This window comes from Bartonella australis AUST/NH1 (genome assembly GCF_000341355.1).
GTDB classification, from domain to species: domain Bacteria; phylum Pseudomonadota; class Alphaproteobacteria; order Rhizobiales; family Rhizobiaceae; genus Bartonella; species Bartonella australis.
In genome coordinates this window covers 1,034,225-1,046,351 of the sequence record NC_020300.1, presented here as the reverse complement: position 1 = coordinate 1,046,351, position 12,127 = coordinate 1,034,225, and the positions used below count along the sequence as shown (strand labels likewise).

Sequence of the window (12,127 nt, the reverse complement as noted above, 5' to 3'; positions counted from 1 at the left end):
AAAAACTATGACGCAATCTAGTACATATATTGGAAATATGATACATAGAAAATCTAGCACTGTACGCAAAATATTTACGGGGCTTTTTTGGGGGGGAGTCTGCTTATTGGCGGGGTGTTTTACCACAGGAAAAAACACCTTGAGTCCGTCTGCGTACGTTTTAGTAATGGATCCGCCAGATTTATTGTATAATCAAGCACTCGCTAATCTTGATATAGGGCGGCTTGATGAAGCGTCGAAAAAGTTTTCTGTTATTGAAAAACAATATACTTATACAGAATGGGGGCGTAAGTCTTTGGTAATGGGTGCTTTCACAAATTACCGATCGGCTAAATACGATGATGCAATAAGTATGGCACAACGTTATATTAATCTTTATCCGGCTTCTGAAGATACTGCTTATGCTTATTATATCATTGGCCTTTCTTCTTTTCATAAAATTCCTGATGTTACGCGTGATCAAAAAGATACCAAGCGTGCTGTCGCTGCTATGCAGATTCTAGTGGAAAATTACCCGCAATCTAAGTATGTTGAAGATGCTAAAGCTAAAATACGTTTTGGTCGGGAGCAATTAGCCGGTAAAGAAATGCAAGTTGGTCGTTACTATGAAGAAAGTCGGCGGTATCTAGCGGCAAGCAAAAGGTTTCGTACGGTGCTAGAAGAGTATTCAGATACGAACCAAATTGAAGAAGCGCTTTATCGTCTGACGGAGGTTAATCTCGCTCTTGGTTTGACCGCAGAGGCTCAAACAGCAGCGGCAATTTTAGGATATAATTACCCGAGAAGTCAGTGGTACGTATTTGCTTATAATTTGCTGCAGAAGAATAGTGTGTCACCAAAAGAATACAAATCTTCTTGGATTTCGCGTGCCTTTAGCCATGATCAAAATAGGAAGCATTGATTTAATATGCTGATACAGCTTTCGATTCATGATATTATTTTGATCGAAAAGCTCGATATTCGTTTCACAGGGGGGTTGTCAATTTTAACCGGGGAAACAGGTGCAGGGAAGTCCATCTTACTCGATTCTTTATCGCTTGCTCTCGGCGGACGCGGGGGTGCTTCGTTTGTGCGCCATGGAGCGGAGCGTGGACAGGTAACGGCCGTTTTTGATGTGCCTATTTCCCATCCAGCCCGCCAGCTCATCCGTGAAAGTGGTCTTGATGATGAGGGTGATGTTATTTTACGGCGCGTGCAATTAGGCGACGGCCGTAGCCGCGTTTTTATCAATGATCAGGTAGCTACAGTTGCTCTGATGCGCGATATTGGCCGTATGTTGATTGAAATTCACGGGCAGCATGATGACCGCGCGCTCATTGATGTCGGCACGCACCGTCAGTTATTAGACGCTTTTGGTGGACTTGATAACGAAACGGAAAATGTGCGAAAATGCTACTGGGCATGGCGTAAATTGGAAGAGCGTCTACAGCAACAGCGTGCTGAAGTAACAGATGCAATGCGTGAGGCTGATTATCTTCACGCGAGTGTAGAAGAACTCGAGAAGCTCGATTTCAAAGTTGGAGAAGAAGATACGCTGTCCATTCGTCGCGCGGATATGCTTAAATTAGAAAAAATAGCGACAGACATTAAGGAAGCCGATGACCTCTTAAATGGCCCAAAATCGCCGATTTCTGTCCTCTCCAATTTGGTAAGGCGCTTAGAACGTAAAATTCCTGAAGCACAAGCGTTAATCGCGCCTATAGTAAAATCCATTGACGACGCGCTGCACACACTTACGACAGCTCAAGATGCTATTGAAGTTGCGATGCGGGCGTCGAATTTTGATACCGGCGAGTTAGAGAAGGTAGAAGAGCGCCTTTTTGCACTTCGGGGTTTGGCTCGTAAATACCATATTTCTACAGATGAATTAGTTCAGTTGCGTGATAAAATGAATTCTGAGCTTGCTCATTTAGATTCTGCTCAAATCACTTTAGCACGTTTAGAATCTGAAGTTCTAGAAGCGCAAAAAAATTACGATATATCAGCACAAGCACTCTCGATAAAACGCCAAGAAGTAGCACGGCATTTGTCCGCTAGCGTTATGGCCGAGTTACCAGCGTTAAAATTGGAAAAGGCTGAATTCATTGTTGAGATGCAAAGCGATGCTGAAAAGCGCGGTGCGGACGGTATAGATCGTGTTGAATATTGGGTACGTACAAATCCTAAGACACGAGCTGGGCCGATGTTAAGTGTGGCGTCTGGCGGTGAACTATCTCGTTTTTTGTTGGCGTTAAAGGTTGTGCTAGCTGATCGTGGATCAGCTCCCACGCTGATTTTTGATGAAGTTGATACAGGAGTTGGTGGGGCCGTTGCAGCTGCGATTGGGCAGCGGTTGCTTCTTTTATCAAAAAATATTCAGGTTTTTGCTGTTACGCACGCACCACAGGTAGCATCCAAAGCTCATGATCACTTTCTCGTTTCAAAGCTTGAAAGTGGCGATGAAGGACGTTTTGTTACAGATATCCGTAAAATAGAAGGGCGTGAACGTGCAGAAGAAATTGCACGCATGTTGGCGGGAGAACATATCACTGATGAGGCGCGTGCAGCGGCTCAAAGGCTCTTAACACCGGTATAATTGACAGCAAGAGAAAATACCAGCGGATTTAGGTTTTTTGTATTTTATTGATAACAGGGAATTGTGTGGCCGCAGGCTGTGATTGGAAATAAGATTTATGAATAAAGACGCAATTAAAAACTTAACCATTTCTGAAGCAGAAAGTGAGTTGGAGTGGCTGGCGAAAGAAATTGCGCGCCACGATGTTCTTTATAATAGCAATGATCAACCCGAAATTTCTGATGCACAATATGACGCTCTTCGTCGTCGCAATGAGGAAATTGAAGCCCTATTTCCTGAGTTAATTCGTGCAGATTCGCCTTCATATAAAGTTGGCGCACCGGTTTCTGAAAAATTTGAAAAATCTGTTCATACGCAGGCAATGCTTTCTCTTGATAATGCATTTAGTTCTGAAGATGTTAGTGAATTTGTTGAGCGCGTTCGCCGTTTTTTACGATTTCCAACAACAGAGATATTGGAAATGACAGCTGAGCCGAAGATTGACGGTTTATCTTTGTCTTTGCGTTATGAACGAGGAAAGCTCATGCGTGCTACGACACGTGGCGACGGGCATGTGGGGGAGAATGTGACCGCAAATGCGCGGATGATCGCTGATATTCCCCGTGTTTTAAAGGGTGAATTTCCAGATATTATCGAGGTTCGTGGTGAAGTTTATATGGGGCAGGAGGATTTCCGGGCGCTTAATGTTAGTCAACAAAGGGAGGGAAAGCTTGTTTTTGCGAATCCTAGGAACGCGGCAGCTGGTTCTTTGCGCCAGCTCGATTCACGGATAACTGCCAGTAGAAAGCTTAAATTCTTTGCTTACGCTTTAGGTGAGGTGAGTGAAATACCAGCGACAACCCAAATGGAGATGATGAAAAAGTTCGAAGAATATGGTTTCGTTATCAATCCATTAACGAAAGTTTTTAAAAGAGTAGAAGACCTTATTTCATATTATGATTTCATTGAAGAATGTCGTCAATCTTTAAGCTATGATATCGACGGAGTTGTTTATAAAGTGAATGATCTGGCGTTGCAAATGCGCTTAGGATTTGTGTCTCGTTCACCACGTTGGGCAATTGCACATAAATTTCCTGCGGAAAAAGCTAAGGCGCTCTTAGAAGCTATTGACATTCAAGTGGGTCGGACTGGAGCATTAACTCCTGTCGCACGCGTCGCACCTATTACCGTGGGAGGAGTTGTGATTTCTCATGCAAGTTTGCATAACGAGGATTACATCAAGGGAATTGGTCATAAGGGCGAACTAATCCGCGGAGGGCGCGATATCCGTGTGGGTGATACAGTAATTATTCAGCGCGCCGGCGACGTAATTCCCCAAATCGTTGATATCGTCCCCGGAAAACGCCCCGAAGATGCACCCGCTTTTATTTTCCCTCATCTATGTCCTGCTTGCGGGAGCCGCGCTGTTCGCGAAGCGGGTGAAGCTGTGCGTCGATGTACAGGTGGACTGATTTGTCCAGCGCAAGCGATAGAGCGTATTCGTCATTTTGTTTCACGCAATGCCTTTGATATTGAGGGGCTCGGTGAAAAACAGGTAGAATTTTTCTTTCACGCCCAAGATGAAGCACTTTGTATTCATTCACCGGCCGATATTTTTACTTTACAACGGCGCCAAGAAAAAGCGTTAACACGTCTAGAAAATATGGATGGTTTTGGCACTGTTTCAGTTCGTAAGCTTTATGATGCTATTAATGCTCGCCGAAAGGTTTCTTTAAGCCGCTTTTTATTTGCATTGGGAATTCGCCATGTTGGAGAGGTTAATGCACGACGTTTAGCGCGTTTCTATCAAAATTATACCGCGTTTGAAACTGCGGCAATGAAGGCCATTATGCCTCGTGATAAAGCAGACAAGGGTAACGAGGCTTGGATAGAGCTCACGATTATCGAGGGAATTGGGCCTCGTGTCGGGGAAGCAATTATTGATTTTTACCAGGAAGAGCATAACCGAAATATTTTGTCAGCCTTGCTTAAAGAAGTGACGATTTTTCACGAAGAAGCTGCAGTAACGGATCATTCATCGATAACGGGGAAAATAATCGTTTTTACGGGGACTTTGGCTCATATGTCACGTGATGAAGCAAAAGCATTAGCGGAACGGTTAGGAGCTAAAACATCCGGTTCTATTTCCCAGAAGACTGATCTCCTTATTACGGGGCTTGGAGCGGGGTCAAAATTGGCCAAAGCACGAAAATTAGGGATCGAGGTTATGGATGAAGAAAGCTGGCTTAAATTGATTAAAAAGCACTATAGCTAGCTGTCCCCTTTTAGAAAGAGGAACGGGCTAGCAATATATTCTCATTATAGGAGGTATATTTTTTACATCTCATTGTATTGTAATGAAAATTCTGTTTAATCTTGTTATCCTCCCTTCGGCTATTATGGTCCATTATTATTTGTTGTTAGCTTTTATACGACTAAAAAGTCCCTTAAGGGAAAAGAGATTATATAAAGGTTCGTTTTGTCTTCAGATGTTCATAGCCTGTTTCTATGATACACGGACTTTGGGATTCAGCTTTAGGCTTTTACCGTGTGGTGCTGCATTTTAAGGATACGTAGCTGGGCTGCGGATTGACCATTTTTTTATAAACAGGGTATTTTCCTTTCAAGCAATTATACACTCTGTGTTGCATCTAGCTTATTCGATTAAGTATATTTAGTTATTCTATCTTTGATGATGCTGCCTGTAATCAGCGGTATTTTGGGAGAGGGAGGCGGCATGAATTTTCCTTGAAAGAGATAAAAATAAAGAAAAGTTTCTGGGAGAAAAAAGGTGTGTTTTTTATTTAGTCAAAAAGGCATCGTGGCTTCTTGCATCCATTTTTTATCTTCTTCGTTGAGGTAAGGTGCATTAATTTTATAAACGTGGGCATGGTAGTTGTTAAGCCATTGTCGTTCTTCTATTGTCAAAAGTTCTGGCAAGATTAAGCTCCGGTCGATGGGGCAATTTGTGAGTGTTTCAAATGACAGCATATCTATATCACCAGCGGTGATTTTTTGTGCTGGCTTCACAATCATCAAATTTTCAATACGAATACCAAAAGCTCCTTCGCGGTAATACCCAGGTTCATTAGAAATAATCATTCCGGGAACAAGTTCTTGGCTTCCATAGCGCGAAACATTTTGTGGTCCTTCATGCACAGAGAGGTAAGATCCGACTCCATGACCGGTACCATGCGCGTAATCAAATCCAGCTTTCCATAGTGCGATGCGCGCTAAAACATCAATATCTTGCCCACGCGTGCCTTTTGGAAATCGCGCGGTTGAAAGGGCAATCATGCCTTTAAGGACGAGGGTAAAACAGTGCTTTTCCTCTTTTCCAATATTACCAATTGCTACTGTACGTGTAACATCTGTAGTGCCATCACGATATTGTCCACCCGAATCAACGAGATAAACTTCACCAGCGTTAAGTATTTTGTTTGTCTCAGTGGTTACGCGATAATGAATAATCGCACCATTAGCACCTGCTGCAGAGATCGTATCGAAGGAGAGGTCTTCAAGCTTTTCTCCCATTTCTTTTGCCGTCGTTACTCGGAATTCCTCTAATTTTTGGGCGGCCGAAATTTCACTGACTGTGCCTGGGGTTTGTCTATTTAACCAGGAAAGAAAGCGGGTGAGGGCTACGCCATCGCGTAAATGCGCTTTACGTGCACCATTTTGCTCTGTGTTATTTTTAATGGCACGTGGCAAGGAAACAGGATTAGTCAGTGTGATAAAAGAGCTGTTTTCCTCTTCGATAATAATACGCAATTTTTCGCAAGTTAATGACGGATCCAAAGCAAAAATCATTCCTATTTTGAGATGATTTTTTATCTCTGATATGAGTTTTTTGGGTTCGTGTAATTTTGCGCAGCTTTCTAGATATTGTTTCTGCTCTGCACCAAGTTTTCTACTATCGATAAATAAGGAGGGCATTCCTTTGATAGGGATGAGAGCAAAACAAAGGGCTAAAGGCGTGTTTGGGACATCGTTACCACGTATATTGAAAGTCCACGCAATAGAGGAGGGATCGGTGAGGATAAAACCGCCGGCTCCAACTTTTTGTATATCTTTACAAATCAGTGCCAATTTTTCGTCAGTACTACATCCCGCGTATTTGAGGAGGTGGAGCGATAAAGCTGCCTGTGGTAACGGTGGTTGGTCATGCCAGATGAGATCTATGAGATTAGATTGACTTTCTACGAGTTTTCCTTTTGCTTCGACTTCTAAAGCTTGTCTCAACGTAGCTGTAGCTGTAATTGTGTGGAGCCATGGATCAAAGCCGATAGAAAGTTTTTGTCCATTTTTCGCAAGCCATTGTGACGGTGAACAAGTAGCCAGATCTTCATAATCAAAGATATGAGAATCGGTTTGCTGGCGAGCCTGAAGTTTATAACGCCCGTCTGTGAATATAATAGCTTTATTTTTTAAAATTAGCGCTATACCAGCTGATCCAGTGAAGCCAGTTAACCAGCTAAGACGTTGGGCATGCAAAGAAATAGATTCTCCTTGATGTTCATCTGCGCGAGGTACCAGAAATCCATCCAATCCGAAGCGATCAAGTTCTTTACGAAGAGCAGAAATGCGTTCTGCAGTATAGGCTGGATTTGCGATTGTTTTAAAAGATTGGTGCACAATAACGTCCTTTTTATTTGAGGTGTAAAGTAACCCATCCTTGGTGGCGGATTGTTTCGATATGCTTTAAGCCTTGTTTCGCATAAGATTTTAAAACGTAGTCGCGTTGTTCTTCGAGAATTCCAGACAATATGATGGATCCATTTTTTTGCAGAATTCGCGTCATTTCTTGTGCAAATTCAACGAGAGGATTAGCAAGGATGTTAGCAATAACGAGATTAAAAGGCGCGCGTGATACAATTTCATTATGATTTAAACCTGTCGCCGTGATAGCTGTAACATATTCTTTAACACCATTGAGTTGAATATTGTGTTGAGCGACCTGAATAGCGATGGGATCAATATCAGATGCAAGCACAGGAATAGGCTTGAGCATAGCGATAGCAATGGCTAATACGCCGCTTCCGGTCCCGAGATCGAGGGCTTTATGTGGATTTTCATTTTGCATCACCTTGGTAATCATTTCCAAACAACCGAGTGTCGTCCCATGATGGCCCGTACCGAAGGCTTGATTAGCTTCAATTTCGATGGGTAACACATTGGGCGGAATATTTTTTCTGTCATGACTGCCGTGAAGAAAAAATTGGCCCGCACGCACGGGTTTTAGCCCTTCGAGACTTTGTTTAACCCAGTCGATATTGGGTAAAATTTCTATATTAATTTGACTTGGATTTATAGAAAAAATTTGAGCAAAGCGCTTATAGGCGCTCTCTTGTTTTTTTTTGTCGACGTAAAGTGAAAGCTCATAAATGGCATTTTGCTCATCTATTTCCATAAGGGAAAGAGGATACCCTTCTTCATCAAAGGCCGTCTCTATGAGAGCATAAAACTGTTTTACTTTGCTTTTAGGAATAGTACAGTACAAACGAACTTGTTGTGACATATTGCTTTTTCTATTGAGTTTTTTGAATTTAGTTCGAGGCGAGTTTTTTAAGTCGTTCTATAGCAATATCATCTTGTAGTTCGTTTTCGCTTTCTCTAGCATTATAGGGGATAATACCAGCTAGTTTTCCACCTTTTTTAAGTAAGAAAATTGCGGCTGTATGATCATAGGTATAGTTCCCATTTGTTCCGGGTACTTTTTCAGCGACGATATTGAAGGATGCCACCATTTTATGAACTTTTTCAGGATCCCCACTTATACCAATAATTTTATAGGTAAAATTACTTAAGTACTCATGCAGCACTTCAGGTGTGTCGCGTTCAGGATCAACGGTTACAAACCATACGCCTAATTTATCAGCACTTGGGCCGATCGCCGTAAGCCACCGCTGAAGGTTAAGGAGCGTGACAGGACAACTTTCAGGGCACATAGTAAAGCCGAAAAAAATTACCGCAGGTCCACTGCGGATGTCAGCTTCGGTAACAGTGTTTCCGTTAGAATCAACGAGCGTGAAATCATCACCTAAAGGCTTATTCACAAACAGATCATAAGCAAAAACGCCAAAAAGGAATACAGCCGTTAGCCCCAAGATGCGTATCACATTTTTCATAGCTTAACCTTCTAAAAGATTTGAAAGCCATAACATTCTCAAGTTAGTTTTGCAATCTTTGTTCCAGTGTTGAAAACTGGTGTGTTGTAAATACGACAAAATACGCATCGCGGAAATATTTCACTACAAATGAATGATTAGGTGCTGTCATTTATCTAGTCGGTATATTTTTTATTTGCGTATAAACAACAAGAAAAGAAAGAGTGGATATTGAGGAAAAATTCTAAGTTTTGTGGCAGTAAATGATGTACCAACACAGCGGTACAATCGTAAATTCTGGTATTATGCAGTAACGAATGAGCGCGTAATTTTGTGTAACAATCCACCGGTGATCACACTTAATCGCGGATGTAAGAGCGAGACCCTCTGCTTGTAGATATAGCACCACAGTTTTTATTACATCATGCTTTTGTTACAAAATTATCGATGACACGTTTTTCTCCGGCTTTATCAAATAGAATAGTTAGTTTATTACCCTCTATTGCTGAAATATGGCCATAACCGAATTTTATATGAAAAACTCGGTCATTGATTGAAAAAGCTGATGGAGCTTTGACTACCGATTTAGTGATAATCTCCCCTTTAATAGTTTTTTGTCGGTGAGATTGAATAGTTCCAAAATTTGAATCAACGTCACCATAACCGATTCGTTCGATATATTCGTTTAGTCGTGTATTCCGGTGATTATGCGTTTCCTCTGTTTGTTTTTTTTGCGCGCGTTGCCAACCTGGTGTCGAGTAATGACTACGGAAGGGATCCTGATATTTAAAACGCGATTGGTTATATCCACCATAATGTGTCCCGGCTTCTGCTATTTCTATATGTTGCTCCGGTAATTCGTTCAGAAAACGAGAAGGAAGCGCGGATTGCCAAAGCCCATGAATTCGCCGATTGGATACAAACCATATATACAGATATTTTTTCGCTCTTGTTAGCCCTACATAAGCTAGTCGCCGTTCTTCTTCTAAGCCTGTGTGGCCACCTTCATCTAACGAACGCTGAAGAGGAAAAAGCCCTTCTTCCCAACCAGGAAGAAAGACTGTCTCGAACTCAAGTCCTTTAGCTGAGTGAAGAGTCATAATGTTGACTGCATCCATATTCTCATTTTTTTCAGAATCCATGACCAGTGAAACATGTTCTAAAAAGCTACGAAGACTTTCAAATTGTTCCATGGAACGGATCATTTCTTTAAGGTTTTCAAGCCGTACTGGTGCCTCTGGCGAACGATCTTTTTGCCACATCTCTGTATAACCCGAGTCATCGAGAATTGTTTCAGCAAGCTCTGTATGTGGTGTGTATTGTAGCATATCTTGCCACCGGTGGAAATTTTCTATGACGCCTCGTAAGGCGTTTCGCGCTTTGGGCTTTAATTCGTCCGTTTCAATTATTTCAGCGGCGGCAGCAAAAAGGGGAATACCGTGCGCGCGCGCACTATTGCGAAGGTGACGTAATGTTGTGTCTCCCAAGCCGCGTTTAGGGGTATTAATGATGCGTTCAAATGCCAAATCATCGGCTGGTTGGACGACAACGCGCAGATAAGCTATAGCATCACGTATCTCCATTCGCTCGTAAAAACGCGGACCGCCAATAACGCGATAATTAAGACCAAGCGCCAGAAAACAATCTTCGAATTCACGCATCTGAAATGATGCTCGCACTAATATAGCTATATGATTTAACGGCCGCCCAGCTTGTTGCGCTTGTTCAATTTCTTCTCCGATGGCGCGAGCTTCTTCTTTTGAATCCCATGCTACATTAATTTTTACTTTCTCTTCTTGGCTGTGTATTTGATTAGAAAAAAGCGTTTTTCCTAGTCTCCCTTGATTATGAGAAATTAAATGGGAAGCAGTTTTTAAAATATGCGACGTGGAGCGGTAGTTGCATTCTAAACGGATGATCTTCGCTGGGGGAAAGTCTTTTTCAAACCGTAATATATTATCAATTTTAGCACCACGCCATCCATAAATAGATTGATCATCATCACCAACACAACAAAAGTTGACCGGCTGCCCTTTAGGGCGTTGAGCTAAAAGGCGAAGCCAAAGATATTGTGCTGTATTTGTATCTTGGTATTCGTCTACAAGAATATAGCGAAATTTAGCATGATATTCGTGAAGAATATCATGGTGATGTTGCAGAATATGAATAGGGTGGAGTAAAAGGTCACCAAAATCGCAGGCATTGAGACTTTTTAGCCGATTCTGGTAGCTGCGATAAAGTTCGCGCCCCATGCCGTTACCAAAGGAGTAGGCATCGCTTTCCGAAATGTCATTGGGTGAAAGTCCCTGATTTTTCCAAGAATCAATCATCGTCGCCAAATTACGTGCGGGCCAACGTTTATCATCCAGGCCTTCAGCTTGAATGAGCTGTTTTAACAGGCGAATGACGTCATCGCTATCGAGAATAGTAAAGTTGCTTTTTAAGCCTACAAGTTCCGCATGATGACGCAGAATTTTTACACCGGTGGAATGAAATGTTCCGAGCCAAGGCATACCTTCGACAGTTTCGCCGATAAGTTCACCAATACGCATTTTCATTTCGTGTGCTGCTTTATTAGTAAAAGTGATAGCCAATATCTGCTCAGGAGAAGCGAGCCCAAGATGCAGAATATGAGAAATACGGGTAGTAAGAACGCGTGTTTTTCCGGTACCGGCACCTGAAAGAACTAAGACAGGCCCCTCCGTGCTCAGGACAGCTTGTCGTTGCTCTGGGTTAAGTTTTTCCAAATAATCAGGTTCGTATCGTACTTTTTTTCTTTCTGTCACGGCATAAGTCCCTACTTCAGAATTATCTCCGCCCTTATGAGGAAAGCCCCCATCTCCGGGGGATGGTATGTGATCAGAAAAGTCATTCATTGTATTTTTTGTAGTATCTTTTTTATATGAACGCTAGGTCTAAAAACTCTTTTCTTAGGAAAACCACAGCACTTTCTTTAATTTAGTTTAGTTAGATGAATAGATTGAATCATAGGATAAAAAGCAAGGAAAAATACTAAAGTTGTCGGGTAAGAACGCTATGAAGTGCGTAAATACGTAATGAAGCTGAAAGCTTTACTTTTTGTGGTCTCTTACTATCGATATCGGCGATGATGAAAGCTAAAGGTTGCCCTTTTTGCCGAGCTATGGCTTTGAGAATGTCCAAAAACGGCTGTTCCAATGATACACTTGTGGAGTGGCCGCCAATTCGTACGGATATTTTATGCGGAATTGCTTTCGACCAATCAATAAAATTACTCATTTGTATTCTTTTAAGTTTTTATTCATCGTTAGTCAGACAATTTTGATCAAGAAATTTTTTGGCTTCTAGAGATTTTTTTGCCTCAAAAAGTTTTTCAAGTTTCGTCCGTCCGAAACGATAACGTTTTTCCTCTGCGTGAACGGCCTGTTCTATACGTTTTTTCTTTTTTCGAAATTTACGAAGATTAATTGGTTCAGTCATAGGCGCG

9 protein-coding genes are annotated in these 12,127 nt (G+C 42.0%); 3 read left to right on the top strand and 6 right to left on the bottom strand.

Features of this window, described 5'->3' with window-relative positions; all coding sequences use genetic code 11:
* Positions 1-7 precede the first annotated feature (7 nt).
* The 3 genes from BANH1_RS04440 to ligA all read left to right on the top strand — a co-directional run bounded on the left by BANH1_RS04440 (position 8) and on the right by ligA (position 4,829).
* On the top strand, positions 8-901 hold the full coding sequence (locus tag BANH1_RS04440) for an outer membrane protein assembly factor BamD (RefSeq protein ID WP_015398215.1): 894 nt from the start codon (positions 8-10) through the stop codon (positions 899-901).
* 6 nt (positions 902-907) lie between these two features.
* Positions 908-2,575: a DNA repair protein RecN gene (recN, locus tag BANH1_RS04435; protein ID WP_015398214.1), complete on the top strand. Its 1,668-nt coding sequence runs from the start codon at positions 908-910 to the stop codon at positions 2,573-2,575.
* 97 nt (positions 2,576-2,672) lie between these two features.
* The gene (ligA, locus tag BANH1_RS04430) at positions 2,673-4,829 is read left to right on the top strand and encodes an NAD-dependent DNA ligase LigA (protein WP_015398213.1); all 2,157 of its coding nucleotides are present in this window, start codon (positions 2,673-2,675) and stop codon (positions 4,827-4,829) included.
* A gap of 533 nt (positions 4,830-5,362) precedes the next feature.
* Here ligA and BANH1_RS04425 read toward each other — a convergent pair.
* The 6 genes from BANH1_RS04425 to BANH1_RS04400 all read right to left on the bottom strand — a co-directional run bounded on the left by BANH1_RS04425 (position 5,363) and on the right by BANH1_RS04400 (position 12,120).
* Positions 5,363-7,189, bottom strand: a complete 1,827-nt coding sequence (locus tag BANH1_RS04425; RefSeq protein ID WP_015398212.1) for an aminopeptidase P family protein — start codon at positions 7,187-7,189, stop codon at positions 5,363-5,365.
* A 13-nt stretch (positions 7,190-7,202) separates the two neighbouring features.
* Positions 7,203-8,072, bottom strand: a complete 870-nt coding sequence (locus BANH1_RS04420) for a 50S ribosomal protein L11 methyltransferase (RefSeq protein WP_015398211.1) — start codon at positions 8,070-8,072, stop codon at positions 7,203-7,205.
* Between the two features lie 28 nt (positions 8,073-8,100).
* The gene (locus tag BANH1_RS04415) at positions 8,101-8,682 is read right to left on the bottom strand and encodes an SCO family protein (protein WP_015398210.1); all 582 of its coding nucleotides are present in this window, start codon (positions 8,680-8,682) and stop codon (positions 8,101-8,103) included.
* Positions 8,683-9,083: 401 nt separating this feature from the next.
* Complete coding sequence (locus BANH1_RS04410; RefSeq protein WP_015398209.1) at positions 9,084-11,537, bottom strand: ATP-dependent helicase; 2,454 nt, start codon at positions 11,535-11,537, stop codon at positions 9,084-9,086.
* 136 nt (positions 11,538-11,673) lie between these two features.
* Positions 11,674-11,919 carry a ribbon-helix-helix domain-containing protein gene (locus tag BANH1_RS04405; RefSeq protein WP_015398208.1) on the bottom strand — a complete coding sequence of 82 codons (246 nt, stop codon included), beginning with the start codon at positions 11,917-11,919 and terminating at the stop codon, positions 11,674-11,676.
* A gap of 18 nt (positions 11,920-11,937) precedes the next feature.
* Positions 11,938-12,120 (bottom strand): DUF4169 family protein, encoded by a 183-nt coding sequence (locus BANH1_RS04400; protein ID WP_015398207.1) that lies wholly within the window; start codon positions 12,118-12,120, stop codon positions 11,938-11,940.
* Between the last annotated feature and the right edge of the window lie 7 nt (positions 12,121-12,127).

Coding starts and splice junctions, on each gene's coding strand:
- BANH1_RS04400 (WP_015398207.1), bottom strand. CDS start 12,120: ATGACTGAACCAATTAATCTTCGTAAATTTCGAAAAAAGAAAAAACGT.
- BANH1_RS04440 (WP_015398215.1), top strand. CDS start 8: ATGACGCAATCTAGTACATATATTGGAAATATGATACATAGAAAATCT.
- recN (WP_015398214.1), top strand. CDS start 908: ATGCTGATACAGCTTTCGATTCATGATATTATTTTGATCGAAAAGCTC.
- BANH1_RS04415 (WP_015398210.1), bottom strand. CDS start 8,682: ATGAAAAATGTGATACGCATCTTGGGGCTAACGGCTGTATTCCTTTTT.
- ligA (WP_015398213.1), top strand. CDS start 2,673: ATGAATAAAGACGCAATTAAAAACTTAACCATTTCTGAAGCAGAAAGT.
- BANH1_RS04410 (WP_015398209.1), bottom strand. CDS start 11,537: ATGAATGACTTTTCTGATCACATACCATCCCCCGGAGATGGGGGCTTT.
- BANH1_RS04420 (WP_015398211.1), bottom strand. CDS start 8,072: ATGTCACAACAAGTTCGTTTGTACTGTACTATTCCTAAAAGCAAAGTA.
- BANH1_RS04405 (WP_015398208.1), bottom strand. CDS start 11,919: ATGAGTAATTTTATTGATTGGTCGAAAGCAATTCCGCATAAAATATCC.